Origin of the sequence: Streptomyces sp. NPDC088246 (assembly GCF_044741025.1) — a bacterium.
Lineage (GTDB): Bacteria > Actinomycetota > Actinomycetes > Streptomycetales > Streptomycetaceae > Streptomyces.
Map to the genome: position 1 here is coordinate 191,209 of NZ_JBIURV010000013.1, position 26,839 is coordinate 218,047.

24 protein-coding genes and 1 pseudogene are annotated in these 26,839 nt (G+C 70.4%); 19 read left to right on the plus strand and 6 right to left on the minus strand.

Going from position 1 to position 26,839, the window contains the following annotated elements; all coding sequences use genetic code 11:
* Window positions 1-74 precede the first annotated feature (74 nt).
* The 5 genes from ACIPEK_RS20065 to ACIPEK_RS20085 all read left to right on the plus strand — a co-directional run bounded on the left by ACIPEK_RS20065 (window position 75) and on the right by ACIPEK_RS20085 (window position 8,336).
* The gene (locus ACIPEK_RS20065; protein ID WP_401997709.1) at window positions 75-1,616 is read left to right on the plus strand and encodes a 3' terminal RNA ribose 2'-O-methyltransferase Hen1; all 1,542 of its coding nucleotides are present in this window, start codon (window positions 75-77) and stop codon (window positions 1,614-1,616) included.
* Window positions 1,613-4,186 carry a polynucleotide kinase-phosphatase gene (locus ACIPEK_RS20070; RefSeq protein ID WP_401997712.1) on the plus strand — a complete coding sequence of 858 codons (2,574 nt, stop codon included), beginning with the start codon at window positions 1,613-1,615 and terminating at the stop codon, window positions 4,184-4,186. The genes ACIPEK_RS20065 and ACIPEK_RS20070 overlap by 4 nt, the downstream gene beginning before the upstream one ends.
* Before the next feature lie 92 nt (window positions 4,187-4,278).
* Entirely contained in the window at window positions 4,279-5,511 is a 1,233-nt protein-coding gene (locus ACIPEK_RS20075; RefSeq protein WP_401997715.1) for an arginine deiminase, read from the plus strand.
* A 192-nt stretch (window positions 5,512-5,703) separates the two neighbouring features.
* The gene (argF, locus tag ACIPEK_RS20080; RefSeq protein ID WP_401997718.1) at window positions 5,704-6,720 is read left to right on the plus strand and encodes an ornithine carbamoyltransferase; all 1,017 of its coding nucleotides are present in this window, start codon (window positions 5,704-5,706) and stop codon (window positions 6,718-6,720) included.
* A 176-nt stretch (window positions 6,721-6,896) separates the two neighbouring features.
* Window positions 6,897-8,336 carry an amino acid permease gene (locus tag ACIPEK_RS20085; protein ID WP_401997721.1) on the plus strand — a complete coding sequence of 480 codons (1,440 nt, stop codon included), beginning with the start codon at window positions 6,897-6,899 and terminating at the stop codon, window positions 8,334-8,336.
* A gap of 32 nt (window positions 8,337-8,368) precedes the next feature.
* Here the strand turns inward: ACIPEK_RS20085 and ACIPEK_RS20090 are convergent, their stop codons facing one another.
* A complete protein-coding gene (locus tag ACIPEK_RS20090; protein WP_383075018.1) occupies window positions 8,369-8,800 on the minus strand; it encodes an ATP-binding protein in 432 nt (143 codons plus the stop codon).
* A 227-nt stretch (window positions 8,801-9,027) separates the two neighbouring features.
* Between ACIPEK_RS20090 and ACIPEK_RS20095 the strand changes: the two genes are divergently transcribed.
* Together ACIPEK_RS20095 and ACIPEK_RS20100 are read left to right on the plus strand one after the other, a co-directional pair.
* Window positions 9,028-9,855 (plus strand): enoyl-CoA hydratase family protein, encoded by an 828-nt coding sequence (locus ACIPEK_RS20095; RefSeq protein ID WP_383075020.1) that lies wholly within the window; start codon window positions 9,028-9,030, stop codon window positions 9,853-9,855.
* A 4-nt stretch (window positions 9,856-9,859) separates the two neighbouring features.
* Entirely contained in the window at window positions 9,860-12,202 is a 2,343-nt protein-coding gene (locus tag ACIPEK_RS20100) for a bifunctional salicylyl-CoA 5-hydroxylase/oxidoreductase (RefSeq protein WP_401997725.1), read from the plus strand.
* Here ACIPEK_RS20100 and ACIPEK_RS20105 read toward each other — a convergent pair.
* Genes ACIPEK_RS20105 through ACIPEK_RS20115 form a run of 3 tightly spaced genes read right to left on the minus strand, consistent with a single transcriptional unit; the run spans window position 12,189 to window position 15,088 of the window.
* Complete coding sequence (locus tag ACIPEK_RS20105) at window positions 12,189-12,620, minus strand: hypothetical protein (protein WP_401997728.1); 432 nt, start codon at window positions 12,618-12,620, stop codon at window positions 12,189-12,191. The two genes, ACIPEK_RS20100 and ACIPEK_RS20105, sit on opposite strands and share 14 nt — an antisense overlap.
* The gene (locus ACIPEK_RS20110; RefSeq protein WP_401997731.1) at window positions 12,617-13,438 is read right to left on the minus strand and encodes a GNAT family N-acetyltransferase; all 822 of its coding nucleotides are present in this window, start codon (window positions 13,436-13,438) and stop codon (window positions 12,617-12,619) included. The genes ACIPEK_RS20105 and ACIPEK_RS20110 overlap by 4 nt, the downstream gene beginning before the upstream one ends.
* Window positions 13,439-13,486: 48 nt before the next feature.
* Window positions 13,487-15,088, minus strand: coding sequence for an AMP-binding protein (locus ACIPEK_RS20115; protein ID WP_401997734.1), 1,602 nt, complete (start codon window positions 15,086-15,088; stop codon window positions 13,487-13,489).
* A gap of 104 nt (window positions 15,089-15,192) precedes the next feature.
* On the opposite strand from ACIPEK_RS20115, the gene ACIPEK_RS20120 reads away from it, so the two are divergent.
* Window positions 15,193-16,320, plus strand: coding sequence for an acyl-CoA dehydrogenase family protein (locus ACIPEK_RS20120; RefSeq protein ID WP_401997737.1), 1,128 nt, complete (start codon window positions 15,193-15,195; stop codon window positions 16,318-16,320).
* Window positions 16,317-16,718 carry a RidA family protein gene (locus ACIPEK_RS20125; protein ID WP_401997740.1) on the plus strand — a complete coding sequence of 134 codons (402 nt, stop codon included), beginning with the start codon at window positions 16,317-16,319 and terminating at the stop codon, window positions 16,716-16,718. Before ACIPEK_RS20120 ends, ACIPEK_RS20125 begins: the two co-directional genes overlap by 4 nt.
* Before the next feature lie 63 nt (window positions 16,719-16,781).
* On the opposite strand, the pseudogene ACIPEK_RS20130 reads toward ACIPEK_RS20125, so the two are convergent.
* Window positions 16,782-17,024, minus strand: a pseudogene (locus ACIPEK_RS20130) (FAD-dependent oxidoreductase); the annotation flags it as partial.
* An 82-nt stretch (window positions 17,025-17,106) separates the two neighbouring features.
* Between ACIPEK_RS20130 and ACIPEK_RS20135 the strand changes: the two are divergent.
* From ACIPEK_RS20135 to mnhG, 7 genes are all read left to right on the plus strand, one after another.
* Window positions 17,107-17,181 (plus strand): hypothetical protein, encoded by a 75-nt coding sequence (locus ACIPEK_RS20135; RefSeq protein ID WP_383075126.1) that lies wholly within the window; start codon window positions 17,107-17,109, stop codon window positions 17,179-17,181.
* A gap of 146 nt (window positions 17,182-17,327) precedes the next feature.
* On the plus strand, window positions 17,328-20,255 hold the full coding sequence (locus ACIPEK_RS20140; RefSeq protein ID WP_401997742.1) for a Na+/H+ antiporter subunit A: 2,928 nt from the start codon (window positions 17,328-17,330) through the stop codon (window positions 20,253-20,255).
* Entirely contained in the window at window positions 20,252-20,857 is a 606-nt protein-coding gene (locus tag ACIPEK_RS20145; RefSeq protein ID WP_401997745.1) for a Na(+)/H(+) antiporter subunit C, read from the plus strand. Before ACIPEK_RS20140 ends, ACIPEK_RS20145 begins: the two co-directional genes overlap by 4 nt.
* Window positions 20,854-22,509 (plus strand): Na+/H+ antiporter subunit D, encoded by a 1,656-nt coding sequence (locus ACIPEK_RS20150; protein ID WP_401997748.1) that lies wholly within the window; start codon window positions 20,854-20,856, stop codon window positions 22,507-22,509. Before ACIPEK_RS20145 ends, ACIPEK_RS20150 begins: the two co-directional genes overlap by 4 nt.
* Window positions 22,506-23,129 (plus strand): Na+/H+ antiporter subunit E, encoded by a 624-nt coding sequence (locus ACIPEK_RS20155; RefSeq protein WP_401997751.1) that lies wholly within the window; start codon window positions 22,506-22,508, stop codon window positions 23,127-23,129. Before ACIPEK_RS20150 ends, ACIPEK_RS20155 begins: the two co-directional genes overlap by 4 nt.
* On the plus strand, window positions 23,126-23,470 hold the full coding sequence (locus ACIPEK_RS20160) for a monovalent cation/H+ antiporter complex subunit F (protein WP_401997754.1): 345 nt from the start codon (window positions 23,126-23,128) through the stop codon (window positions 23,468-23,470). The genes ACIPEK_RS20155 and ACIPEK_RS20160 overlap by 4 nt, the downstream gene beginning before the upstream one ends.
* Window positions 23,467-23,820: a monovalent cation/H(+) antiporter subunit G gene (mnhG, locus tag ACIPEK_RS20165; protein ID WP_383075043.1), complete on the plus strand. Its 354-nt coding sequence runs from the start codon at window positions 23,467-23,469 to the stop codon at window positions 23,818-23,820. Before ACIPEK_RS20160 ends, mnhG begins: the two co-directional genes overlap by 4 nt.
* 113 nt (window positions 23,821-23,933) lie before the next feature.
* Here the strand turns inward: mnhG and ACIPEK_RS20170 are convergent, their stop codons facing one another.
* Window positions 23,934-24,752, minus strand: coding sequence for a DUF6597 domain-containing transcriptional factor (locus tag ACIPEK_RS20170; RefSeq protein ID WP_401997757.1), 819 nt, complete (start codon window positions 24,750-24,752; stop codon window positions 23,934-23,936).
* A 73-nt stretch (window positions 24,753-24,825) separates the two neighbouring features.
* On the opposite strand from ACIPEK_RS20170, the gene ACIPEK_RS20175 reads away from it, so the two are divergent.
* The 3 genes from ACIPEK_RS20175 (at window position 24,826) to ACIPEK_RS20185 (ending at window position 26,709) form a co-directional block, all read left to right on the plus strand.
* Entirely contained in the window at window positions 24,826-25,401 is a 576-nt protein-coding gene (locus ACIPEK_RS20175) for a TIGR03086 family metal-binding protein (protein WP_401997760.1), read from the plus strand.
* A gap of 180 nt (window positions 25,402-25,581) precedes the next feature.
* Window positions 25,582-26,175 (plus strand): DUF5994 family protein, encoded by a 594-nt coding sequence (locus tag ACIPEK_RS20180; RefSeq protein WP_401997763.1) that lies wholly within the window; start codon window positions 25,582-25,584, stop codon window positions 26,173-26,175.
* Window positions 26,176-26,235: 60 nt separating this feature from the next.
* Window positions 26,236-26,709, plus strand: coding sequence for a DUF5994 family protein (locus ACIPEK_RS20185; RefSeq protein ID WP_383075051.1), 474 nt, complete (start codon window positions 26,236-26,238; stop codon window positions 26,707-26,709).
* Window positions 26,710-26,839 lie beyond the last annotated feature (130 nt).

Consider the following 26,839-nt stretch of genomic DNA (forward strand, 5'->3'; position numbering starts at 1 on the left):
GGGAGGGGCAACAGTGCCGTAGACAGATGAAAATACCTGGTGGGGGGCGAGTGAAGCGGACCATACTCGGACGTGTGTTCCTGACAATCAGCACGACCGGCAACCCGGAACGTCCCGCGACCGATCTCGGCTTTCTGCTGCACAAGCATCCCGAGAAGGCGCAGACGTTCTCCACCTCCCATGGCACCGCGCATGTCTTCTATCCCGAGGCATCCGCCGAGCGCTGCACAGCGGCGCTCCTGCTGGAGGTGGATCCCGTGGCGCTGGTGCGGCGCGGCAAGGGCAAGGGCCGGGGCGGCGCCCCCGATGCGGCGCTCGCGCAGTACGTCAACGACCGTCCGTATGCGGCGTCCTCGCTGCTCTCCGTCGCGATGAGCACGGTCTTCAAGACCGCGCTGAACGGTGTGTGCCGCGCACTGCCCGAACGTGCACAGGCGCCGCTTCCGCTGAGGATCGAGGTGCCCGCACTGCCGGCGCGCGGCGGCGCGGAACTGGTGCGCAAGCTCTTCGGGCCGCTCGGCTGGAAGAGCGTGGACGCCGTGGCCGTACCTCTGGACGAGCAGTTCCCGGAGTGGGGGGACTCGCGGTATGTACGGCTGGTGCTGGAAGGCGAGTTGCGGCTGGCGGACGCGTTGCGGCAGCTGTATGTCCTGCTGCCGGTGCTCGACGACGCCAAGCACTACTGGGTCGCACCGGACGAGGTGGACAAGCTGTTGCGGGCCGGTGAGGGCTGGCTGGCCGACCACCCCGAGCAGAAGCTGATCACCAGCCGCTATCTGTCCCGACGCTGGGGGCTGACCCGGCAGGCGATGCAGCGGCTCGAACTGGTGCGGCTCGCCGAATCGGACGACCTGGACGTCGAGAGCATCGACAACGCAGTGGACGAGACGACCGACACCGAGGAGAAGCCGGTGCCGCTCGCCGAGCAGCGGCGCATCGCGATCCTCGACGCGCTGCGCACCGCCGGGGCGAGCCGGATCCTCGACCTGGGCTGCGGTCAGGGCCAGTTGGTGCAGGCACTGCTCAAGGACGCGGGCTTCACGGAGATCGTCGGCGTCGATGTCTCGATGCGCGCCCTCACGATCGCCTCACGACGACTGAGGCTGGACCGAATGGGGGAGCGGCAGGCCGGACGGGTCACGCTTCAGCAGGGCTCGCTCACCTACACCGACAAGCGGCTCAAGGGGTATGACGCGGCCGTGCTCAGCGAGGTCATCGAGCACCTCGACCTGCCGAGGCTGCCCGCGCTGGAGTACGCCGTGTTCGGTTCGGCCCGACCGCGGACCGTGCTCGTGACGACACCGAACGTCGAGTACAACGTCCGCTGGGAGACCCTTCCGGCCGGGCATGTACGCCACGGTGACCACCGGTTCGAGTGGACCAGGGCCGAGTTCCGCGACTGGGCCCAGGAGGTGGCACAGCGGCATGGATACGGGGTCCATCTCGTCCCCGTGGGGCCCGACGACCCCGAGGTGGGGCCGCCCACACAGATGGCCGTTTTCACGATGACCCCGGCCGATGAGGGCACGACTAAAAACGAGAGCAAGAACGAGAGCAAGAACGAGTCCTGGCACGAGAGCGCCAACGAGACCGAGAAGGAGGCGAAAGTCGCATGACCAGTACTTCGCGCACGTTGCCGGTGACCGACCTCTCCCTCGTGGTGCTCATCGGAGCCAGCGGTTCCGGCAAGTCCACCTTCGCCCGTAAGCACTTCAAGCCCACGGAGATCGTCTCCTCGGACTTCTGCCGTGGCCTGGTCGCCGACGACGAGAACGACCAGAGCGCCAGCCGTGACGCCTTCGACGTCCTGCACTACATCGTGGGCAAGCGGCTCGCCGCCGGGCGGCTGACCGTCGTGGACGCCACCAGCGTCCAGTCCGAGAGCCGCAAGCAGTTGGTCCAGCTGGCCAGGAGCCACGACGTGCTGCCCATCGCGGTCGTTCTCGACCTGCCCGAAGAGGTCTGCATCGCGCGCAATGCGGCCCGCCCCGACCGCGCCGGCATGCCGCGCCACGTCATCCAGCGCCACCGCCGTGAACTGCGCCGCTCGCTGCGCGGCCTGGAGCGCGAGGGCTTCCGCAAGGTGCACATTCTGCGCACCGAAGAGGAGGCGGAGTGCGCCGAAGTGGTGCTGGAGCGCCGCTACAACGACCTCCGTCACCTCACTGGACCCTTCGACATCATCGGCGACATCCACGGCTGCAGTTCCGAGCTGGAGGCCCTGCTCGGCAAGCTCGGCTACGTCGACGGTGCGCACCCCGAAGGGCGTACGGCGGTCTTCGTCGGCGACCTCGTGGACCGCGGCCCCGACAGCCCCGGGGTACTGCGCCGCGTCATGTCCATGGTGTCGGCGGGCAACGCCCTGTGCGTGCCGGGCAACCACGAGAACAAGCTCGGCCGCTACCTCAAGGGCCGCAAGGTCCAGCACACCCATGGACTCGCAGAGACCATCGAGCAGTTGGACCGCGAGGACGAGAAGGACCCCGCCTTCCGCGAGCAGGTGCGGGAGTTCATCGACGGGCTCGTCAGCCACTACGTGCTCGACGAGGGCAAGCTCGTCGTCTGCCACGCCGGACTGCCCGAGAAGTACCACGGGCGCACCTCCGGGCGGGTCCGCTCGCACGCGCTGTACGGGGACACCACCGGTGAGACCGACGAGTTCGGTCTGCCCGTGCGCTACCCGTGGGCGGAGGAGTACCGCGGCCGTGCCGCCGTGGTCTACGGCCACACCCCGGTGCCCGACACCTCCTGGGTCAACAACACCATCTGCCTGGACACCGGTGCGGTCTTCGGGGGAAAGATGACCGCGTTGCGCTGGCCGGAGCGCGAGCTCGTCGACGTACCGGCCGAGAAGGTCTGGTACCAGCCGGCCAAGCCGCTGACCACCGAGGCGCCCGGGGGCAGGGAGGGCAGGCCGCTGGACCTCGCCGATGTGCACGGCCGCCGGGTCGTGGAGACCCGGCACATGGGCCGCATCTCGGTCCGCGAGGAGAACGCCGCGGCGGCGCTCGAAGTCATGAGCCGGTTCGCCGTCGACCCGCGGCTGCTCGGCTACCTCCCGCCGACCATGGCGCCCACCGCCGCCTCGCACGAGGACGGTTATCTGGAACACCCGGCCGAGGCCTTCGCCCAGTACCGGGCGGACGGTGTCACCAAGGTCGTGTGCGAGGAGAAGCACATGGGTTCGCGTGCGGTGGCACTGGTCTGCCGGGACGCGAACACCGCCCGTGAGAGGTTCGGCGCAGGAGGAACCTCCCACGCTTCCGGCGGTGAAGGAGGTCCGACCGGGGCTCTCTACACCCGCACCGGAAGGCCGTTCCTCGACGACGTCGCACTCACCGAGGTGATCCTCGGCAGGCTGCGCACCGCCGTCACCGCCGCCGGACTCTGGGAGGAGTGGGACACCGACTGGGTGATGCTCGACGCCGAGCTGATGCCGTGGTCTCTCAAGGCGGCCGGGCTGCTGCGCTCGCAGTACGCCGCGGTCGGTGCCGCATCCGGGGCGGTCTTCCCGGAGGCCAACGCGGCACTCGCGGCAGCGGTGGCCCGTGGGGTGGACGTGGGCGCGCTCGCGGACCGCCAGCAGGGACGGGCCGAGGACGCGACCGCGTTCACCGAGGCGTACCGCCGCTACTGCTGGAGCACCCAGGGCCTGGACGGGGTGCGGCTCGCGCCGTTCCAGATCCTCGCCGTGCAGGGCCGCTCGCTGGCCTCCGTACCGCACGACGAGCAGCTGGCCTGGCTCGACCGGCTGGTCGAGCACGATCCGACCGGTCTGCTCCAGGTCACCCGCAGGCTCGTCGTCGACACCGGTGACGAGGCGTCGGTGCGCTCCGGCGTCGACTGGTGGCTGGAGATGACCGGCCGCGGCGGCGAAGGCATGGTCGTCAAGCCGCTCGCCGCGCTCGTACGGGACGACAAGGGCAGGCTGGTCCAGCCGGGCATCAAGGTGCGCGGCCGGGAGTACCTCCGGATCATCTACGGCCCCGAGTACACCCGCCCGGAGAATCTGGAGCGGCTGCGCGGCCGGTTCCTCGGCCACAAGAGGTCGTTGGCGCTCCGGGAGTACGCGCTGGGGCTCGAAGCGCTGGACCGGCTGGCCGACGGAGAGCCGCTGTGGCGGGTCCACGAGGCGGTGTTCGCGGTGCTGGCCCTGGAGTCGGAGCCGGTCGACCCGCGGCTGTAGGCAGTGGCGTCAGCAGGTTTTCCGATGAGATCAACGGAAAACCGCTGGCGATTCGCCGGGTGAACGGCGCTCCGCGCGGTGAGGATGGATGCATGGGATTCCATGTCGACTCCGAGGCCGGGCGGCTGCGCCGCGTCATCCTGCACCGCCCCGATCTTGAACTGAAGCGGCTCACCCCCAGCAACAAGGACGCGCTCCTGTTCGACGACGTGCTCTGGGTGCGCCGCGCCCGCCAGGAGCACGACGGCTTCGCGGACGTGCTGCGCGACCGCGGAGTGGAGGTGCACCTCTTCGGCGATCTGCTCCGCGAGTCGCTGGAGATTCCGGTGGCCAGGCGGCTCGTCCTGGACCGGGTCTTCGAGGAGAAGGAGTACGGCCCGCTCGCCACCGAGCATCTGCGGGCCGCCTTCGAGGAGTTGCCCAGCGCCGAGCTGGCCGAGACGCTGGTCGGCGGGATGACCAAGCGCGAGTTCCTGGAGCGGCACAGCGAGCCGACCTCCGTCCGTTTCCATGTCATGGACCTGGACGACTTCCTGCTCGGCCCGCTGCCGAACCATCTCTTCACCCGGGACACCTCGGCCTGGATATACGACGGGGTGTCGATCAACGCGATGCGCTGGCCGGCCCGGCAGCGCGAGACCGTCCACTTCGAGGCGATCTACCGCCATCACCCCCTCTTCACCGGCCCCGACGCAGGCGTCTTCCACCACTGGTCGGAGGGGCAGGGCGACTACCCCTCCACCATCGAAGGCGGCGACGTACTGGTCATCGGCCACGGCGCGGTACTCATCGGGATGAGCGAGCGCACCACCCCGCAGGCGGTGGAGATGCTGGCCCGTGGACTGTTCGACGCCGGCTCGGCGCACACGATCGTGGCGCTCGACATGCCCAAGCGCCGGGCGTTCATGCACCTCGACACGGTCATGACGATGATCGACGGCGACACCTTCACCAAGTACGCGGGCCTGGGCATGCTCCGCTCGTACACCATCGAGCCCGGTGAAGGGCCGAGGGACCTGAAGGTCACCGACCATCCGCCCGAGCACATGCACGACGCGATCGCGCACGCCCTGGGCCTGGACTCGATCCGGGTCCTCACGGCCACCCAGGATGCGCACGCCGCCCAGCGCGAGCAGTGGGACGACGGCTGCAATGTGCTGGCCGTCGAGCCGGGCGTCGTCGTCGCGTACGAGCGCAACGCCACCACCAACACCTATCTGCGCAAGGAGGGCATCGAGGTCATAGAGATCCGCGGCAGTGAACTCGGCCGGGGCAGGGGCGGCCCCCGCTGCATGAGCTGCCCCGTGGTGCGTGATCCGGTGTAGCGGTGCACGGCCTGGTGCAGCGGTGCGCGACACGGCGCGAGGAAAGTGACTCTGCACAACGAGTCTCCGCACGAACAGACTCCACACGAAGAATCGTCGCGCAAGCCAAGGGCTCCGTATAGCGATGCAATGCTTCGTATAGACTTCCAGGGTCACCGTATGCACGACCTCACCCGACCCAGGAGCAGTCTCATGGCCATAGACCTCGCAGGTCGCCACTTCCTCAAGGAGCTGGACTTCACGGCCGAGGAGTTCCGCGGCCTGATCGATCTCGCGGCCGAGCTCAAGGCCGCCAAGAAATCGGGGACCGAAGTGCAGCGGCTGCGTGGCAAGAACATCGCGCTCATCTTCGAGAAGACCTCGACCCGTACCCGCTGCGCCTTCGAGGTGGCTGCCGCCGATCAGGGTGCGTCCACGACGTATCTCGACCCCTCCGGCTCGCAGCTGGGGCACAAGGAGTCGGTGAAGGACACGGCCCGCGTCCTCGGTCGGATGTTCGATGGCATCGAATACCGCGGTGACAGCCAGTCGGCCGTCGAGGAGCTGGCCGCGTACGGCGGCGTTCCCGTCTTCAATGGACTCACCGACGACTGGCACCCGACCCAGATGCTCGCCGACGTCCTCACCATGGCCGAGCACAGCGAGAAGCCGCTGGAGCGGATCGCCTTCGCCTACCTCGGCGACGCCCGCTTCAACATGGGCAACTCCTACCTGGTCACCGGCGCCCTGCTGGGCATGGACGTGCGGATCGTCGCGCCGAAGTCGTACTGGCCGGCCGAGGAGATCGTCACCGGGGCCCGCAGGCTGGCCGAGGTCAGCGGGGCGACGGTCACGCTCACCGAGGACATCGCCGAGGGCGTCACGGGCGCGGACTTCGTCGCCACCGATGTCTGGGTCTCCATGGGCGAGCCCAAGGAGGTCTGGGGCGAGCGCATCGAGGCCCTCGCGCCGTACGCCGTGACCATGGACGTCCTGCGCGCCACCGGCAACGCGGACGTGAAGTTCCTGCACTGCCTCCCGGCCTTCCATGACCTCGGCACCGAGGTCGGGCGGGAGATCGAGGCCGCCCACGGACTGACGGAGCTGGAGGTCACCGACGAGGTCTTCGAGTCCACGCACTCGGTCGTCTTCGACGAGGCCGAGAACCGGATGCACACGATCAAGGCCGTTCTGGTGGCAACCCTGGCGGCCGCACCGACTACTGCATGATCATGCGCTCGATTGGGTGAACATGCGCGAAGGCGACTAATATGTTGTCTCTTGGTGGGGTTCGAGCTCGCACGCTCGAACCCCATTTTCATGGGTGTCACCAGCACCCGGAGCTCCCCCACAGGGCCCCGGGTGTACATCCCCCCACATGCTCCACCAGAGAAGAGACCATCCCCGTGAGTCCGCTGCGCCCACCGAGCTCCCTGCGCCCCTCCGGGCCACGCATCAAGAGCCCCCACCAGCTGATCGCCGAGTCCGGCGCCGACCTGGAGGGGCACGGCCTCAAACGCACGATGGGACTCTTCCAGCTGGTGTGCTTCGGTGTCGGCGCCGTCGTCGGCACCGGAATCTTCGTCGGCCTCTCCGACAGCGTCGCCGAGGCGGGCCCCGCGGTCGTGCTGTCGTTCGTGCTCGCCGCGATCACCTGCATCTTCACCGCGTTCTCCTTCGCCGAGCTGGGCAGCGCGATCCCGGTGTCCGGCAGCTCGTACTCCTTCGCCTACGCGACCCTCGGCGAACGCATCGCGTTCCTCGTCGGCTGGTGCCTGCTGCTGGAGTACGGAGTCTCGGTCTCCGCGGTCGCCGTCGGCTGGAGCCAGTACGTCAATGAGCTGCTGAACAGCTTGTTCGGCTGGCAGCTGCCGGCGGCCCTTTCGGCGGGACCCGGCGACGGCGGAGTGATCAATCTGCCCGCGGTCCTGGTGGTCATGATGGCCGCCACCCTGCTGGTGCGCGGCGTCCGGGAGAGTGCGGGGGCCACCACCGCGATGGCGGTCCTCAAGATCGCCATTCTGATCATGTTCTGCGTCATCGCCTTCACGGCCTTCGAACACGGGAATCTCACGCCGTTCGTCGCCCACGGGGCGGGCGGGGTCACCGCCGGTGCGTCGCTGGCCTTCTTCTCGTACATCGGCTTCGACGCCATCACCACCGCGGGCGAAGAGGTCAAGAACCCGCGGCGGAACATCCCGATCGCGATCATGGTCTGCATCGGCCTGGTCACCCTGCTCTACTGCGCCGTCGCGCTCGCCGCCATCGGTGCCCTCGGCCCGGAGGCCGTCGCCGACAAGCCGGCCGCGCTCTCGATCGTCGTCGACCAGGTCACCGACTCGACCGTCGGTGGTGGAATCATCGCTTTCGGAGCGGTCGTCGCGATCGCATCCGTCGTGCTCGCGGTGATGTACGGGCAGACCCGCATCCTGATGTCGATGTCCCGCGACGGTCTGATCCCGCGGGTCTTCGAGCGGGTCTCGCCGCGGACGGCGACACCGGTTGCGAACACCTGGATCGTGGCGGTCGTTTTCGCGATCCCGGCGGCCTTCTCGTCGCTCGGCGTGGTGGTGAATCTGACGACCATCGGCACGCTGGGCACCATGGTCGCGGTGAACATCGCGGTGATCGTGCTGCGCCGCCGAAACCCTGAGGTGACGGGCTCGTTCCGGGTGCCGCTCTACCCGGTGAGCCCGCTCCTGGGTGTCGTCTTCTGCCTCTATCTGATGTACGGGACGGGCTGGGCGACCTGGGTGCAGTTCGCCGTCTTCCTGATCATCGGTGCGGCGGTGTACGCCTTCTACGGCCGCAGCCGTTCCCGGCTGGCCGCTGCCGACGCGGGTTGATGCGGGCGGCCGGTCAGCTCCGAGACGGCCGGTCAGCTCCGAGGCGTGCGGGACGGCAGGGTGAACCACACCGCCTTGCCGTGCTCCGTCGTGCGGTGACCGCAGGACGAGCTGAGCGTACGGATCAGCAGCAGACCCCGGCCGTGTTCCTGCCAGGGGTCCGGTGCGCTGCCGGGCTCCGGATGGGAGAGATCGCCCGGCGAGGCCGGGTCGCGGTCGTGCACCTCCACCTGGCAGCCGGTCGGCAGGAGCTCCACCACCAGCTCGATGGGTTCGTCGCTGCGGGTGTGCTCCACGGCGTTGGCGACCAGTTCGGCGGTGAGGAGCTCGGCGGTATCGGAATCGGCCGGTGCGTCGATGTCCGCCAGTGCCGTACGGATCAGGGCGCGAGCGACCGGTACGGCCACCGTCGAATGCGGCAGGGCGATCCGCCAGGAGGCGGGGAGGGGGGCATCGGAGGGCACGGCACGGTTTCCGTTCCGGAGTTCACGAACTTTCTGGAGGTCAAGACTTCTCGGTTTCAACCTTACGAAGTGCAACGACACGGGCAAGGGCCCGCCGACCGGTACGAAGGGGACGTTAGGCATTGAGTTCTCACGCTCCGCCTATTGCGTGCTCGTGACGGGAGTCACGTACGAGTGATAAGTTCGTTCGCAGGTAGCAGCCCGACGGCTGAAGGGGAGCCCCCTCGATGAGCCCGTTTCCCAGCTCCGCCCCCCGTACGGATGACTGGCGCCATCTGCGGCTGACGACGGACGACGGAGTTGCCACCGTCACCCTCGCCCGCCCCGAGAAGCTCAACGCTCTCACCTTCGGTGCCTACGCCGACCTGCGCGACCTGCTTGCCGAGCTGTCCCGCGAACGCACCGTGCGCGCTCTGGTGCTCGCGGGGGAGGGCCGCGGTTTCTGCTCAGGCGGAGATGTCGACGACATCATCGGCGCGACACTCGCCATGGACACCGCCCAGCTCCTCGATTTCAACCGCATGACCGGCCAGGTGGTGCGGGCCCTACGTGAAACCCCCTTCCCCGTCATCGCCGCCGTACACGGCGTGGCCGCAGGTGCCGGCGCGGTTCTTGCGCTGGCCGCCGACTTCCGGGTCGCCGATCCGTCCGCCCGCTTCGCCTTCCTCTTCACCAGGGTCGGTCTCTCCGGCGGCGACATGGGCGCCGCCTATCTGCTGCCGCGCGTCGTCGGCCTCGGCCATGCCACCCGGCTGCTGATGCTCGGCGAACCGGTCCGCGCACCCGAAGCGGAACGGATCGGACTGATCAGTGAGCTGACCGAAGAGGGCCAGGCGGATGTGCGCGCGGCAGCGCTCGCCCGCCGCCTCGCCGACGGACCGGCCCTCGCCCTCGCCCAGACCAAGGCGCTGCTCACCGCCGAACTCGACATGCCGCTCGCCGCCGCGGTCGAGATGGACGCCGCGACCCAGGCCCTGCTGATGCACGGTGACGACTACGCCGAATTCCACGCCGCCTTCACCGAGAAGCGGCCGCCGAAGTGGCAAGGCCGGTAGCACGATGCCGCCCGACACGAGCGTGACCGGAACCGGGCCGTCCGCCGCGACGGCGCCCGCCGTGAATCGGACCGGCGTGAAGCGGATCGCGGTCATCGGCGGCGGCCCCGGCGGACTCTACGCCGCGGCGCTGCTCAAGCGGCTCGACCCGGAACGCGACATCACCGTCTGGGAGCGCAACGCACCCGACGACACGTTCGGCTTCGGCGTCGTCCTCTCCGACGAGACCCTCGGCGGCATCGAGCACGCCGACCCCGTCGTCCACCGGGCACTCCAGGACGAATTCGTACGGTGGGACGACATCGACATCGTCCACCGCGGCGTGACCCAGACCTCCGGCGGCCACGGCTTCGCGGCGCTGGGCCGGCGCAGACTCCTGGAGATCCTGCACGAACGCTGCGACCGGCTCGGCGTACGGCTCCGCTTCCGCACCGAGGCACCGCCGGCCGCCGAGCTGGCCGCCGCATACGACCTGGTGATCGCTGCCGACGGCGTGCACAGCCTCACCCGCGCCGCGCACGCCGACACCTTCGGCCCCCGCCTCACCACCCACCGCTGCCGCTACATCTGGCTCGCCGCCGACTTCGCCCTCGACGCCTTCCGCTTCGAGATCGCCGAGACCGCGTACGGGGTGATGCAGCTCCACGGCTACCCCTTCTCGGCCGACGCCTCCACCGTCATCATCGAGATGCGCGAGGAGGTCTGGCGCGCCGCCGGATTCGACACCTGCGACGTGGAGCACTCGACCGTACGCTGCGCCAAGATCTTCACCGAGGCGCTCGGCGGCCGGCCGCTGCGCTCCAACAACTCCTCCTGGCTCACCTTCCGTACCGTCGTCAACGCCCGCTGGTCGCACGGCAACACCGTCCTCATCGGCGACGCCGCCCACACCGCGCACTTCTCCATCGGCTCCGGCACCAAACTCGCCGTCGAGGACGCCCTCGCGCTCGCCGCCTGCATCGAGGAACAGCCCGACCTGCCGGGCGCACTGGCCGCGTACGAGACCGAGCGCCGACCGGTCGTCGAATCGACCCAGCGGGCCGCCGCGGCCAGCCTGCGCTGGTTCGAGGAGCTCGGCACCTACGTCGACCAGCCGCCCCGCCAGTTCGCCTTCAACCTCCTCACCCGCAGCCGCCGCGTCACCCACGACAATCTGCGGCTGCGCGACGCCTCCTTCACCGCCGCCGTCGAGGAGGAGTTCGGCTGTGCCCCGGGCACCCCGCCGATGTTCACCCCGCTGCGGCTGCGCGGCCTCGAACTCCGCAACCGCGTCGTCGTCTCACCCATGGACATGTACTCGGCCGTCGACGGCGTCCCCGGCGACTTCCACCTCGTCCACCTGGGCGCACGCGCACTCGGCGGCGCCGGGCTCGTCATGACGGAGATGGTGTGCGTCAGCGCCGAGGGCCGCATCACCCCCGGCTGCACCGGCCTCTACACCCCTGAACAGGCTGCCGCCTGGACCCGGATCACCGACTTCGTCCATGCGAGCGCACCCGGTACGGCCATCGGCGTCCAACTCGGCCACTCCGGGCGCAAGGGCTCCACCAAACTGATGTGGGAAGGCATCGACCAGCCACTCGACCACGGCAACTGGCCGCTCACCGCCGCCTCCCCGATCCCTTACGCCGACGGCGTCAACCAGGTCCCGCACGCCCTGGACCGGGCCGGCCTCGACGCCGTACGCGAACAGTTCGCGGCGGCGGCCCGGCGCGCCGACCTCTGCGGCTTCGACCTGCTCGAACTCCACTGCGCCCACGGCTACTTGCTCTCCGGCTTCCTCTCGCCGCTCACCAACCGCCGCACCGACCGCTACGGCGGGTCGCTCCGAAACCGGCTCCGCTTCCCCCTCGAAGTCTTCGACGCGATGCGCGCCGACTGGCCCGACGACCGGCCCATGACCGTCCGTATCTCCGCCACGGACTGGGCCGAGGGCGGCACGACGGCCGAGGACGCCGTGGAGATCGCCCGCGCCTTCGTCGCCCACGGGGCCGATGCCATCGACGTCTCCACCGGTCAGGTCGTCCCCGACGAGCGCCCCGAGTACGGCCGCTCCTACCAGACCCCGTACGCCGACCGGATCCGCAACACGCTGTGCGTGCCCGTCATCGCGGTCGGTGCCATCTCCTCCTGGGACGACGTGAATTCACTCCTGCTCGCGGGCCGGGCCGACCTGTGCGCCCTGGCCCGTCCCCATCTCTACGACCCGCACTGGACGCTGCACGCGGCGGCCGACCAGGGCTACAGCGGACCGGGCGCGCCCTGGCCGCTCCCGTACCGCGCAGGCAGCCGCACCCCGCCGACGGGCCGCACGGACGCACCGAAGCCGCGGCTCACTCTGGGGTGACGGGCAGGCACTCGTGGCACCGGCACCGGTCCGGGCACGGTGCCCCGTGGTGGGCGCGCCGCTCCTCGCGGGCGACCCGCTCCAGCAGCGCGGCCAGTTCCTCGGCCTCCTCCCGGGTGGCGGAACCCCGGCCGGCACACCGCTTCAGCACGGCCGGTACGTACACCAACCGCGCCCGGAAGGTGTGCAGATGGCGGGTCCCCGTGTCGATGGTGATCCAGTGACCGGTGTGCCGCCCGTGCCCCACCGTGGTCAGCTGCTGGTGCCCCATGCCCGGGTAGGTGTCGACGACGTACACCTTCGCCCCGCCCCGGTACGCCTTCGTGCCGGGACGGAGCTCCTGCCCGAGGTCCCCGTACCGCCGCCACAGCACCACGTTCGCGGCGACCAGCCAGACGGGTTCCGGCGGCCCGCTCACTGCTCCGCCGCGCTGATCAGCAACCGGTCCGAGACCGCCCGGTAACCGATGCGCTGATACACGCCGTTGCTGGTCGGGTTCGCGAGGTCGGTGAAGAGCAGCACCTCCTGCGCGCCGTCCTCCCGTGCCGCCCGGCTGACCTCCGCCGTCACCGCGGCCGCGTAGCCCCGGCCGCGGTGCTCGGCAGGCGTGTAGACCGGCGCGATCCGCACCGTGCCCGCGATCCGCGGGGAGACGCCCGCCATCGACACCGGGACGCCGTCGGCCTCCCAGAGGGTCAAGCTGCCGGACGCCGTCCGTTCGTCCACCTGCCGTTCGGCATGGGCGGAGGGCTGGCCGACCTCGTCGGCGAACGCGCGGTGCCAGCGGACCAGCAGCTCCCGGTCGGCGGCGGTGGCGGTCCTGGGCCGGCCCGAGGGGGCGGGGGAGGGCGGGATCAGCGTCCCCAGCCGGTAGAGCCGCTGCTCCTGGACGACCCGGTGGCCGGGCCAGTTGGCGGCCAGCGCCTCGGCGATGGCCCGGTCCGCGTTGACCGCGGTCAGGGGGAGCGAGGCGGCCAGTGGACCGACCGCCTCCGGGGCGACGGCTGTCAGTACCGGCGGATACGGCGGGGTCTGCACCAGCGTCCCCGCGACCTCGCCGTCCGCCCCGCGCCACCAGCCCAGCAGCGGGTCGGCGTCACCGTAGGCGTGCGGGCCGCTGCGGCGCAGGGTCGCGGTCACGGTCAGAACCAGGGTGTTCTCGGCGGGCCGGGCGGCCAGCGAGGCGCCGGCCGCGTCGAGAAAGACGCTGACGTCATCGGTGAAGGTCCAGGTCATGCCTCATCCTGCCGGGTGTGCGTGGAGCGAGGCACCCGCATTTCCGGGTCAGTCGCCCCGCAGCCGGAAGCGCTGCAGCTTCCCGGTGGCGGTGCGGGGGAGGGCGGGCAGGAACTCGATGACGCGCGGGCACTTGTGCGGGGCCAGTTCGCTCTTCATGTACGTGCGCAGCTCGTCGGCGTCCAGTTCCGCGCCCTCGCGCAGCACCACGTACGCCACCACGATGTGGCCGCGCAGCTCGTCCGCCCGGCCCACCACCGCGGCCTCGGCCACCGCGGGGTGGTGCAGCAGGGCGTCCTCGACCTCGGGTCCCGCGATGTTGTAGCCGGAGGAAATGATCATGTCGTCGGCGCGGGCGACGTAACGGAAGTAGCCGTCCGGCTCGCGCACATAGGTGTCACCGGTGAGATTCCAGCCGTGCGCCACATAGTCCCGCTGGCGCTCGTCGGCGAGATAGCGGCAGCCGACCGGACCGCGGACGGCGAGGAGTCCGGGCTCCCCGTCCGGCACCTGCCTGCCCTCGCGGTCCAGCACCCGGGCCTGCCAGCCGGGCACGGGAACTCCGGTGGTGCCGGGGCGGACCGCGTCGTCGGCGGCGGAGATGAAGATGTGCAGCAGTTCGGTGGCGCCGATGCCGTTGATGATGCGCAGACCCGTCCGCTCGTACCAGGACCGCCAAGTGGCGACCGGGAGGTTCTCGCCGGCCGAGACACAGCGCCTCAGCGCACTCAGATCGTGCTCGTCGATGTGGTCGAGCATCACGCGGTAGGCGGTCGGCGCGGTGAACAGCACCGAGACACGGTGGGCCGCGAGCGCGGGCAGCAGCTGCGCCGGGCCGGACTGTTCGAGCAGCAGGGAACTGGCACCGGCCCGCAGCGGGAAGACCACCAGACCGCCGAGCCCGAAGGTGAAGCCGAGCGGCGGACTGCCCGCGAACACATCGTCGGACGTGGGGCGCAGGACATGGCGCGAGAACGTGTCGGCGATGGCGAGCACATCCCGGTGGAAGTGCATACAGCCCTTGGGGCGCCCGGTGGTGCCCGAGGTGAACGCGATCAGTGCGACATCGTCCGCCGCCGTGTCCACCGGACGGTACGGCCCCGTCCTGGCCTCGGCCAGGTGCAGCAGATCGTCCGGGGCGTCACCTCCGTACGCCGTGATCCGCAGCCCCGGCACCTGAGCCTTCACCAGGTCGTCGACCGCCCGGACGTCGCACAGTGCGTGGCTCACCCGGGCGATCGAGCAGATCGTGGCGAGCTCGGCGGACCGCTGCTGGGCCAGCACCGTGACGGCGATCGCGCCCGCCTTCAGCACCGCGAGCCAGCAGGCGGCCAGATGGGGTGTGGTGGGGCCGCGCAGCAGGACGCGGTTGCCGGGTACGACCCCCAGATCGGAGGTGAGGGCATGGGCGATCCGGTCCACCCGGTCCCGCAGCTCCCCGTAGCTCCAGACCCCGCCGTCGGGGGTACGGAAGGCGGGGCGCCCGGGGCCGAAGCGGTCGACCGTACGGTCCAGCAGTTCGGCCGCGCAGTTGAGGCGGGCCGGATACTGCAGTTCGGGAAGGTCGAAGAGCAGTTCCGGCCACTGGTCCGAGGGTGGCAGGTGCTCCCTGGCGAAGGTGTCGAGGTGCGCTGAGGTCTTCGGGTCCATGACGGATCGCCCCCTTGTCGCCTCTGGAGCGTATCGTTTGGGTGACGGTAGTCAACGGTCCGCGATAAGAAGAGAAGACGAGACGCGACAAGAGAGGCGCCGGTATGACGGCATTCTCGCTCGATCCGGCACAAATCGCCTGGTGTGAAGAGCTAAGAGCCCTTGCCGAGCAGCAACTGCGCCCCCTCGCCGAAAAAGGCGACCCGGGCCACGTCAACCGCCCCCTGGTCGCCGCACTCGGTGAGTCCGGCCTCCTCGACCGGCTGCTGAACTCCGGCGCCCTCGACCTCTGCCTGCTCCGCGAGTCCCTGGCCCGCGGCTGCACGGAGGCCGAAACCGCACTGGCCCTCCAGGGACTCGGCACCCACCCCGTGGTCCAGGCAGGCACCCCGGCCCACCGCGAACGCTGGCTCCCCGAGGTGCGCGCCGGCCGCGCCGTCGCCGCCTTCGCGCTCAGCGAACCGGGCGCGGGCTCCGATGCGGCCGCCCTGGCCCTGAACGCCGAACACGCCCCCGACGGCTGGCGGCTGACCGGCGAGAAGTGCTGGATCTCCAACGCACCCGAGGCCGACTTCTACACCGTTTTCGCCCGTACGACCCAGGGCGCCGGATCGCGTGGCGTCACCGCGTTCCTGGTCCCCGCCGACCGACCCGGACTGACCGGCACCGCGCTCGACATGCTTTCGCCGCACCCCATCGGGGGCCTGGTCTTCGACGGCGTCCCGGTCACCCCCGACGATGTGCTCGGCGAACCGGACCGCGGCTTCCGGGTCGCCATGAGCACCCTCAACCTGTTCCGTCCCAGCGTCGGCGCCTTCGCCGTCGGCATGGCCCGTGCCGCCCTCGATGCCACGGTGGCGCACACCGCCGAACGCACCGCGTTCGGCGGTGTGCTGAAGGACCTTCAGGCCGTCTCCCACCAGGTGGCCGAGATGGCCACCCGTACCGAGGCCGCCCGGCTCCTGGTGTACGCGGCCGCCGCCGCGTACGACGCCGGGGAGGCCGGAGTACCGCGCCGCGCGGCCATGGCGAAGCTGTACGCCACCGAGACCGCGCAGTACGTCGTCGACACCGCCGTCCAACTGCACGGCGCCCGCGCCCTGCGCCGCGGCCACCTCCTCGAACACCTCTACCGGGAGGTCCGCGCCCCACGGATCTACGAGGGCGCCAGCGAGGTCCAGCGCACGATCATCGCCAAGGAGCTGTACGCGAACCGGGAGGCCTCCGCATGAGTCCGCTCCACCGGATCAACCCCGCCGAACTCTCGCCGCCCGCGGGTTTCTCGCACGCCGTCACGGCCACCGGCGGCCAACTGGTCTTCCTGGCCGGGCAGACCGCCCTCGACCAGGACGGCAAGGTCATCGGCGCCGCCCTGCCCGAGCAGTTCGCGACGGCGCTCACCAATCTGTTGACCGCCCTGCGCGCGGCGGGCGGCGCCCCGGCGGACCTGGCCCGGGTCACCGTGTACGCCACCGACGTGGCCGACTACCGGGCCCATGCCGGGGAACTCGGCCGGATCTGGCGGCAACTGGCGGGCCGCGACTATCCGGCGATGGCGGTCATCGGAGTGGCGAGACTCTGGGACGAGCAGGCGCTCGTCGAGATCGACGGGGTGGCGGTGCTGCCGTGAACGCGCCGGGCGGGCCGGGCACCGTGTGCCCGGCCCGCCCGGCGACGCGCGGTTCGGCGCGGGTCAGTACGGCTTCACCGGCACATGCGCCGCGCCCGGAATGCCGACCTTCAGCAGCTCGTCCTCCTCGGGCGTGGTCCCGGTGCCCGTCTCCTGCTTGAGCACCGCACGCGACATGGCCTGCACCCACATGGCGCGCGGACGGCGGCGCGCCTCCCCCGCTTCGAGGGCCGGGGCCACACCGGCCTCGGCGTCCAGTGGCTCGGCGAGCACCAGCGCGTCCTCGACGGCCGGTCGGGCCCCTTTGCGCGCGTCTTCGGGGCGCTCAAAGCCCTGACCGACTGGGTCGACGCCTGCCCCCGAGGGGCCGCGCCAGGAGACCCGGGTGATGCTGTGCGGCTGCGGACGCACCGGGAACGCGCCGTACTGCGACCACAGCGGGGTCTGCGGCGAGCACAAGTGAACTCACCGCGCCGAGCGGGGCGCGGCGCGCCGTACGGGTGAAGCGCGGTCGGGGATATATCTGTATTTAGTGCCCTTTGCCCGAGATGCATCGCCCAGGCCCCGGACGCCCGACCGGGGCGGGCGCGGGACGCCGCCCGGGGCCGTATGACCGCGCTCGTCGTCTGCCACTTCGTCCTGGCCGCCTGCGCGCGCCCGTTGGTACGAGCGCTGGGCAGGCGCGCCTTCGTCGTGCTCGCGCTGCCACCGGCCGCCGCCACCGTGTGGGCCGCCACACAGTGGAACACCGCGGCGTCCGGCGGCTCGGTCATCTGGTCGTGGCAGTGGATGCCGGCGTACGACGTCACCGCCGATCTGCGGCTCGACGCACTGGCCGAACTGATGGTGCTGCTCGCGGCCGGAATCGGCACGCTCGTCCTGCTGTACTGCGCCTCGTACTTCACGGACGAGACCCCGCAGCTGGCCGGCTTCGCCGGGAACCTCCTGGCGTTCGCGGGCGCCATGCTCGCCCTGGTCCTCGCCGACGACCTGATCTCGCTCTATGTGTTCTGGGAACTGACCACGGTCTTCTCGTACCTGCTGATCGGGTACGACAGCGAGCAGAAACACAGCCGCCGCTCCGCGCTCCAGGCGCTCACCGTGACCACGCTCGGCGGCCTCGCGATGTTCGTCGGCTTCCTGATCATCGGTCAGTCGGCGGGCACCTACCGGATCTCCGCCATCCTCGCCGACCCGCCCGGGGCGAGCCTCGCCGTCTCGGTCGCCGTGGTGCTGATCCTGTGCGGGGCGCTGTCGAAGTCGGCGATCTGGCCGTTCAGCCTCTGGCTGCCGAACGCCATGGCCGCGCCCACCCCCGTCAGCGCCTATCTGCACGCCGCCGCGATGGTGAAGGCCGGTGTCTACCTGGTCGCCCGGCTTGCGCCCGGCTTCGCCGACGTACCGGTCTGGCGCCCCGTCGTGATCGTCCTCGGCGCCGCGACCATGCTGCTCGGCGGCTGGCGGGCGCTGCGCCTGAACGACCTCAAGCTCGTCCTCGCCTACGGCACCGTCAGCCAGCTCGGCTTCCTCACCCTGCTCGCCGGGGTCGGCAACCGGGACGCGGCACTGGCCGCCGCCGTCATGATCCTGGGCCACGCACTGTTCAAGGCCCCGCTGTTCCTCGTCACCGGCATCGTCGACCACGCGGCCGGCACCCGCGATCTGCGCAAGCTCTCCGGTGTGGGCCGGGCGCTGCCGCACGTCTGCACGGTCGCGGTGGTGGCCGCGGCGTCCATGGCCGCCCTGCCCCCGCTGCTCGGCTTCGCCGCGAAGGAGGCCGCGTTCGAGGCGCTGCTTCACGGAGACACCGCCGACCGCTGGGCGCTGGGCATCACGGTCGCGGGCTCGGCGCTGACCGTCGCGTACACCGTGCGGTTCGTCTGGGGCGCCTTCGCCCGCAAACCCGGCGTCGAGGACACTCCGGTCCACCGGGTCGGCTGGGCGTTCCTCGCGTCGCCCGCTGTGCTCGCGGCGGGCGGGCTGGTGCTGGGACCTGGCGTCGGATGGACCGACCGGCTGCTCAGCGCGTACGCGGACACGTTCCCCCCGTCCGCGCATCCGTACCATCTCTCGCTCTGGCACGGATTCGGGACCGCCGTCCTGCTCTCGGCCGTCGCCGTGGTGGGCGGCGTCGCGCTCTTCGCCGTACGCACCACCGTGACGAGGCTCTCCCGGCGTATCGCCTGGCCGACCGCCGACAGCGTCTTCGGGCACCTGCTGCTCGGTCTGGAACGGCTCTCCCTCCAGCTCACCGGCCTCGTCCAGCGCGGCTCGCTCTCCGTCTACCTCGCCACCACCCTGCTCGTGATGCTGGCCGGCCAGCTCACCGTCCTCGGAGTGGACCGGCCCTGGCACGGGGCGGCCGTCCCGAGGGTCTGGGACGTCCCGCTGCAGGGCGCCGTCGCCGTGCTGACCTGTGCGGCCGCACTCCTCTGTCTCACCGTCAGGCGCCGGATGAAGGCCGTGGTCCTGGCCGGGCTGACCGGGTACGGCGCGGCGCTGCTCTTCGTGGTCCAGGGCGGTCCGGACCTGGCGCTCACCCAGTTCTGCGTCGAGACCGTGTCGATGATCGTGTTCGTGCTGGTGCTGCGGCGGATGCCGGTGCACTTCCAGGAGTCGGTCAGTACCTGGCGGCGTGCCGTACGCATTCCGGTGGCGCTGGCCGCAGCGGCGACGCTCGGCGTGGTGGTGTGGGTCGCCGCTGCCGCCCGCAGGGCCGCCCCGGCGGGCGCGGCCATGGTGGAGGAGACCGCCCACCACGGCCTCAAGGACGTCGTGGCCACCATCCTGGTCGACCTGCGCGCCTGGGACACGATGGGGGAGTCCGCCGTGCTCGCCGCGGCGGCGATCGGGGTCACGAGCCTGATCTACCTGCACCGCCGCACCGAGGGATCGTCACTACGGGAAGAGCTGCACGGGCGTACCGCCTGGTCGCTGACGGCCCCTGAGATGACGGGACTTCCGCACGGCGACGAAGGGGCACCGGAGCGCAGCTGGCTGGCGGCCGGATCGACGCTCGCACCCGAGCACCGCTCGATCGTCTTCGAGGTCGTGGCCCGGCTGCTGTTCCACCCGATCCTGGTGCTCTCGGTCTATCTGCTGTTCTGCGCCGAGAACATGCCGGGCGGCGGCTTCGTCGGCGGGCTCGTCGCCGGGCTCGCCCTGATCACCCGCTACCTGGCGGGCGGCCGTTTCGAACTTGCCGAAGCCGCGCCGCTGCAGCCCGGACTCTTCACCGGCCTCGGCCTGTTCATCTCCACCGGCGTCGCCCTGCTCGGCCTCGGCGAGGGAACGGTCCTGCACGCCTGGACCCACCACGGCCGGCTGCCCCTGATCGGCGAGTACCACCTGGGCACCCCGGTTCTCTTCGACTTCGGCGTCTATCTGCTGGTCCTGGGCGTGGTGCTGGACATCGTGCGCGCCCTCGGCGCCAAGATCGACCGGCAGATCGAGCGAGCAGCGGTCGAAAAGGCAGCTGCGGCGAGCACCTCCACCCGACCGGGAACGGCACCCGGGACGGGAGGAACGCCCGGATGACGGTCAGCTTCTCGCTCCTGGCCACCGCCGCGGTGCTGTGCGCGGTCGGCGGCATCCTCATGCTCACCCGGCCCCTCACCCGCATCCTGCTCGGCGCGGTGATCGCGGGCAACGGCATCAATCTGCTCGTCCTCGCCGCGAGCGGATCGGCCGGCCGGGAACCGCTCCTCTACGGCGTCCCGCTGGGACAGGTCACCGACCCCCTGCCGCAGGCCATCGCACTCACTGCGATCGTCATCACCCTCGCCACCACGGCGTTCCTCCTCGCCATGGCCTACCGCAGCCACCAGTTGACCGGCACGGACGAGGTCCACGACGACCTGGAGGACCGGCGCATCGCGCTGCGCTCCGAGGTACTGGGGGAGCGGGACGAACTGCGTGAGCGGTACCGGGCCGCCCCGGACGTCACGGACGAGGAACGCGCCCGCTACCGCGAAGAGCGCCGCCGCCTGAGGGCCAGGCTGCGTGCCGACCGAGCCCTGCAGGCCCGCGGCCGGTACGCCACCGGGGACCTCTGGCACGACGTACTGGGCGCGGACCCCGCGGACTACGCCCAGCAGCAGGCCCACCCCGCCGACGCCGACCCAGGAGCCACCGGATGAACGCACTCGTCCCCCTGCCGGTGCTGCTGCCGCTCTGCGCCACCGGCCTGAGCCTCGCCTTCGGCACCCGGTTCAAACAGGTCCAACGCCTCATCAGCGTCGCCGTGCTCACCGCCGTACTGGGACTCTCCCTCACCCTGATGATCGTCGCGGACACCAGCGGCCCGCTCTCCGTCCACCTCGGCGACTTCGCACCACCGCTCGGCATCACCCTGGTCACCGACCGGCTGTCCGGCCTGATGCTGACCGTCTCCTCCGCCATCACGCTCTGCGTGCTGGTCTACTCCCTGGGGCAGGGCATGGCCGACCGGGACGAGGTAACACCCGTCGCGGTCTTCCACCCCGCGTATCTGATCCTGGTCGCCGGGGTCTCCTGCACCTTCCTCGCCGGTGACCTCGTCAACCTCTATGTCGGCTTCGAGATCATGCTGGTCGCCAGCTTCGTCCTGCTCACCCTCGGCGGCACCGGACCCCGCGTCCGCGCAGGCTCCACCTACGTGATCATCTCGCTGTTCTCGTCGATGCTGTTCCTCACCGCCATCGCCATGACATACGCGGCGACCGGCACCGCCAACTTCGCCCAGCTGGCCGGACGGCTCGCCGAACTCCCGCTCGGGGTACAGACCCTGATCCAGGCGATGCTGCTCACCGTCTTCGCCATCAAGGCCGCCGTCTTCCCGCTCGCCGCCTGGCTCCCCGACTCGTATCCGACCGCGCCCGCACCCGTCACCGCGGTCTTCGCCGGTCTGCTCACCAAGGTCGGTGTCTACTCCATGCTGCGTACGGAGACCCTGCTCTTCCCCGGCAACCGGCTCGGCGACCTGCTGATGGCCGCCGCACTCGCCTCGATGGTCGTCGGCATCCTCGGAGCCGTCGCCCAGACCGACCTGAAGCGGCTGCTCTCCTTCACCCTCATCAGCCACATCGGCTACATGGTCTTCGGTATCGGCCTCGCCACCCGGGACGCGTACGGCGGCGCGATCGTCTACGTCGCCCACCACATCACCGTCCAGACCACGCTCTTCCTGGTGGCAGGGCTGATCGAACGCCGGAGCGGCACCACCGAACTCACCCGGATCGGCGGACTGGCCAAGGCCGCCCCGCTGCTCGCCGTCCTCTTCTTCGTACCCGCCATGAACCTGGCCGGCATCCCGCCGCTGTCCGGATTCATCGGCAAGCTCGGGCTGATGCGGGCCGGTGTCGCCGACGGCAGCGTCTGGGCGTGGATCCTCGTCGTCGGGTCGGCCGTGACCAGCCTCCTCACGCTGTACGTGATCGCCAAGGTCTGGAACCTGGCGTTCTGGCGGGCCGCGCCCCCCGGACAGGCCGCATACGGCACCGTCCTGGAGTCCGACGCCGACGAGGACGACAACGACGCCGACGAGGGCCCCGACCACATCCCGGGCAGCGGCGACGAACCGGTCCGCCCCCGCCATCAGCCCGCCGGACGCGCGGTCGCCGCCACCCTGCACGGACACGCCGTCACCACCACCACGAAACTGCCGCGGCCGATGACCGCGGCCACCGCCGCAGCCGTCGCCCTCGGACTCGCCTTCACCGTGTTCGCCGGTCCGCTGACCTCCTACACCGACCGCGCGGCCGCCGAACTCCTCGCACGCGCCCCCTATGTCGAGGCGGTGCTCGGCCGGTGAAACGCCTGATCAAACTGGACTTCCGGAACAAGGACCTGCCGCCCTTCAGCTGTGAGTTCGGCGGGCGGGGACGTGTGCTCGACCTCCCGCTGATCGCCTGGCTCACCCTCATCTGGGTGCTGCTGTGGTCCAGCCTGAACTGGGCCAACCTACTGACCGGTGTGCTCGTCGCGGTCGCCGTCTGCCTGGCCTTCCCGCTGCCCCGGGTCGACCTCGGGCTCCGCCTGCACCCATGGGGCATCCTGATGCTCGCCGGCTATCTGCTCTACGACATGTACACCTCGGGTGTACGGGTCACCCGGCAGATCTTCGTCGACCATCCGCACCGGGCCGCCGTCATCGCCGTACCGCTGCGCTGCCGCTCCGACCTGATGCTCGCGGCCACCGCCGTCGCCGTGTCGAATGTGCCCGGCGGATCGGTCGTCGAAGTGCGCCGCGCCACGGCCACCGTCTTCCTGCATGTCCTCGACGCGGACAGGCCCGCCGCACTCGACGCGGCGCGGCACTCCGTCTGGCGGCTCGAGGAGCTGACGGTACGGGCCTTCGGCACCCCCGACGAGATCGCCCGCGTCGCCGAACCACCGCCACCGGTCAGGCACGACAGGGGGGAGGGCGCATGAGTGTGCCGGAGACCGTCGACCGGGGGCTGCTCACCGCGGCCGTCGTCGTGATCACCATCGCCGGAGCGGGGCTCCTCACCCGGATCTGGCGAGGCCCTTCCATGCTGGACCGGGCCATCTCGCTGGATGTGTGCGCCGCCCTCATCATCGCGGGCCTCGGCGCCAAGTCCGCCTTCGCGCGCGACCCGTTCTACTTCCCGATCATGCTGGTGCTGGCCTTTCTCGGGTTCACGGGGTCGGTCGGCATCGCCCGCTTCATCGCCGCACGCGACCGGCCGGCGCCGCGGCGAGATGCGGACGGAACCGAAAGCAGCGGCGGACGCGAGGGGGAAGCACGGTGAGTGTCCGGCTCCAGATCCTCGACACGGCCGGTGCGGTGCTGGTCTTCATCGGTGCGGCCATCTGTCTGCTCGGTGTGATCGGGATGCTGCGGCTGCCGGACGTGCTGTCCCGCAGCCATGCCGCCACCAAACCGCAGACGCTCGGCATGCTCCTGGTCCTGGCCGGAGTGGCCCTGCGGCTGCGCAGCGGCATGGATCTCGCCACCCTCGCGCTGATCGGCTTCTTCCAGCTGATGACCGGCCCGGTCGCCGCCCACCTGGTGGCGCGATCCGCGTACCGGACCGGCCAGACCGGCCACAGCGAGCTGCTCTTCGACGAACTGGACGAGCAGCTGACCGAGGAGCGCTGACACTCTCCCGCTGTCGGCAGTCGTGGCGCGCCGCGCTCCGGCCGGGAGCGGGCGCGGTCGGTACGGGTGACATCGGGGCCGTCCGGCGTCCTGAACGTGAGGCGGGGTGACGGTCAGCGCGTCGGGGTTCGCGCGGCCCGGCGGGTGTACTGGTCCGGGGATGTGCCCACAGTGGAGGTGAAGTCACGGACGAGGTGGGACTGGTCGCTGTAACCGAGTTCGGTGGCCAGTTCGGCCCAGTCGATGGATGCCCGGCGCATGGCCGCCTCCGCGGCTTCGTGGATCCGGCACCGGTTGATGACCCACTTGGGGCTGAGGCCCACATGATCGGCGAACAGCCGTTGCAGCTTGCGCGTGTTCATTCCCAGCCGATCGGCGAGATCGCCGACTCTGGTCAGCGACCTGTCGGCGACGATGAGGCCGACCACGGCGTTCAAAGGCCCGGTCGCGGGCAGCGGTTGTACGTCCAGGGAACGGAGAAGGCCCTCGACGACGGCCGTCGACCCGTTCACGTCGTCGGCCCCGGCCAGCACACGCGCCGTGCCGTCGGCCTCCGTGCCGAACACGGCCGACGCCGCGAACCGCTGCCCGGCGACGGCGGACACCCGGCCACGCAGAAAGGGCCGGAATCCCGCCGGCCGGAATTTGACGCCGAAGACCTGGCCACGGCGCTCCAGCCGTCGCACGAACTCGTGCGGCGAAATGGCCTCGATCGTGGCGGCACCGGCCTCGAACACCAGATGTACGGCGGCGTGCGGGATCACGCGCTGCTCGTGGGACTCCCCGTCCGGCATGTCCCAGCGAACGACCCAGTAGCAGTCCACCGCCCAGGCCAGGTCGGGCGAGGGCAGGTGCCGGGTCAGCTCGAAGTGCTCGAATCCGGCGCGGAAGTCGACGATGCCGCGGGTGTCCTGATCGGTCGGCCGGGTCACGGAACCATGCTAGCGAGGCCGCGGTGTCGTGTTTCTTCAAGACTGCGTCCACAGCGCCGCCTAGGCTCCGGCCATGAGTGAAGTCGATCTTCTTGCGGGTGTGCTGTCCAAGACCGGCGACGTCATCGAGGGGGTCGGAGCCGACCAGCTGAGCCTTCCGACGCCGTGCGGGGACTACGACGTCGAGGCTCTTGTCAATCACATCGTCGGGTGGCTCCTCGTGTTCGAGGCCGGCGCCCAGGGCCGGTCCCACGACGCCGACGCGGCAAACCACAGATGCGGTGCCGACCCCGCCCGCGAGTTCCGCGCCGCCGCAGCCGGTGTCGTCGCCGGATGGGAGAAGCACGGCTTCGACCGTCAGGTCACCTTCACGGGCGGCGAAATGCCGGGCGAAACGGTGTTCAGCATGACCGTCATGGAGTACCTGACCCATGGATGGGACCTGGCGGTCGCCACCGGGCAGCCGATTCCCTACACCGACCAGGAAGCGGCAGAAACCCTCGCCCGCGCGGAGGCCACCCTGCTGCCGCAGTACCGGGGCGAGAACATGCCCTTCGGTCAGATCGTTCCGGTCGACGCGGCCGCGTCGGCCGTGGACCGGCTCGTGGCATTCCTCGGACGCCGGCCGGTGCCGTCCCCGACGAGGTAGCCGCTCTCCGGACACGGCCCATGGTCATGCGGCAGCGGAACGGCCCGGCCCGGATCGGTCCGGCCAGCAGTACCCTGGAGTTACCGAGGGCAATTCGCGCATCCGCTTTCAGGTTGGTGCCGCTCTCGGCGATTCACGAAACCGGGCCGGTCATGACCGGCCCGGGGCAGGGTTCGCGTCATGACCGCGACCATTCAGGACACATCCGCGGTCGAAGACCGGACCCCTTCTTCGTTGCCGCTGCGACTCATGCTGGCGCCCGCCGGCACCTCTCCGGCTCTGGTCGACGGTGCATGGTGGCCCCGCTCCCGCGACCTGACGGCGGAACTGCCGTCGCTGACGGCCGTACTGGATCCGTTGTGGGGCCGGATCACCCGGGTCACCGTGAACCCCACGTTCTGGCCGGTCGTCCCGCGCAAGGTGCGCGTCGCCGGGCATCTGGTCCATGTCGGCTGGTTCAAGGCCGAACAGGACCCCCATAAGCTCCTGCTGCTCTCCTACACGACCGGTCGCTGGGACCTGCTGGTGATCCCGCCGGAAACCGGCCCGGCCACAGCTGCCCGGCTGATGACCGCAGCCACCGATCCCTTGCGGGTTCTCACCGCGAGCGGTCTGATGCGGGAGGCGGAGTTCTTCCGGATCGCGGCCGAGGCCGACTGGGACTCGACCCGGGAACTGGTCTGGGACTCCGAGGGTGGCCAGGGCGCATCTCCCCGGATGCCGGCCGCCCGACGAGCCGTTCCCGAGGGAACGGTCCCGGGCGGAGGGGCGTGAAGACCTTCGGCACCAAGGGTTGCCGGCTCCAGCAGGTGATCTCCAGACAGGTGGCAACTCATGACTGCCGACGAACGTACTCCGGAGCTTCTCCTACTCCTGGCGGACACCGGTGATCAGCCGGTGCCTGGTAGCGCCGTTCTGCGGATGGAGACGACCTCCAGCCGCGCCGGGTTCTTCGACGGCGCCTGGTGGCCGCGCTCCCGTGACATCAAAAGCCAGTTGCCCGACCTGATCGACGCGCTGACGGTCAGGCTGGGCCCCATCGCGCGGGTCGGCCTCGACGCGAGTGCCTGGGACGAAGCCCCGGGACACCTGGTCATCGGCGACCGCAGGATTCGTATCGACTGGTCCGCAGTCGACGACAGCACAATGATCATCACCCGCGGCCATCAGGACCACTTCTCGTTCCTGGTGATCCCGCCGCACGCCTCCGCCTCGGCCGCACACACCGCGATGACCATGGCTGTACGGGACGGTAACTGCACATCGGCAGAGCAGATTCTCGACGCCGCCGGCATCGTCGCCACGTAGCCGGGAGGCAATACACGACAACGACCCCGGCAATACGCACCGGGGCCGCCCTTCCGGGCCGTGCACGTGAGCGTGCACCAACCCGAACCTCCTGATACGCCTGGGAGACGCCTGGGAGACATTTCCGTCA

Excerpts from the sequence above, each read along its gene's own strand:
- ACIPEK_RS20070 (WP_401997712.1), top strand. The coding sequence starts at position 1,613 with ATGACCAGTACTTCGCGCACGTTGCCGGTGACCGACCTCTCCCTCGTG.
- ACIPEK_RS20075 (WP_401997715.1), top strand. The coding sequence starts at position 4,279 with ATGGGATTCCATGTCGACTCCGAGGCCGGGCGGCTGCGCCGCGTCATC.
- argF (WP_401997718.1), top strand. The coding sequence starts at position 5,704 with ATGGCCATAGACCTCGCAGGTCGCCACTTCCTCAAGGAGCTGGACTTC.
- ACIPEK_RS20095 (WP_383075020.1), top strand. The coding sequence starts at position 9,028 with ATGAGCCCGTTTCCCAGCTCCGCCCCCCGTACGGATGACTGGCGCCAT.
- ACIPEK_RS20100 (WP_401997725.1), top strand. The coding sequence starts at position 9,860 with ATGCCGCCCGACACGAGCGTGACCGGAACCGGGCCGTCCGCCGCGACG.
- ACIPEK_RS20110 (WP_401997731.1), bottom strand. The coding sequence starts at position 13,438 with ATGACCTGGACCTTCACCGATGACGTCAGCGTCTTTCTCGACGCGGCC.
- ACIPEK_RS20115 (WP_401997734.1), bottom strand. The coding sequence starts at position 15,088 with ATGGACCCGAAGACCTCAGCGCACCTCGACACCTTCGCCAGGGAGCAC.
- ACIPEK_RS20120 (WP_401997737.1), top strand. The coding sequence starts at position 15,193 with ATGACGGCATTCTCGCTCGATCCGGCACAAATCGCCTGGTGTGAAGAG.
- ACIPEK_RS20125 (WP_401997740.1), top strand. The coding sequence starts at position 16,317 with ATGAGTCCGCTCCACCGGATCAACCCCGCCGAACTCTCGCCGCCCGCG.
- ACIPEK_RS20140 (WP_401997742.1), top strand. The coding sequence starts at position 17,328 with ATGACCGCGCTCGTCGTCTGCCACTTCGTCCTGGCCGCCTGCGCGCGC.
- ACIPEK_RS20145 (WP_401997745.1), top strand. The coding sequence starts at position 20,252 with ATGACGGTCAGCTTCTCGCTCCTGGCCACCGCCGCGGTGCTGTGCGCG.
- ACIPEK_RS20150 (WP_401997748.1), top strand. The coding sequence starts at position 20,854 with ATGAACGCACTCGTCCCCCTGCCGGTGCTGCTGCCGCTCTGCGCCACC.
- ACIPEK_RS20160 (WP_401997754.1), top strand. The coding sequence starts at position 23,126 with ATGAGTGTGCCGGAGACCGTCGACCGGGGGCTGCTCACCGCGGCCGTC.
- ACIPEK_RS20175 (WP_401997760.1), top strand. The coding sequence starts at position 24,826 with ATGAGTGAAGTCGATCTTCTTGCGGGTGTGCTGTCCAAGACCGGCGAC.
- ACIPEK_RS20180 (WP_401997763.1), top strand. The coding sequence starts at position 25,582 with ATGACCGCGACCATTCAGGACACATCCGCGGTCGAAGACCGGACCCCT.
- ACIPEK_RS20185 (WP_383075051.1), top strand. The coding sequence starts at position 26,236 with ATGACTGCCGACGAACGTACTCCGGAGCTTCTCCTACTCCTGGCGGAC.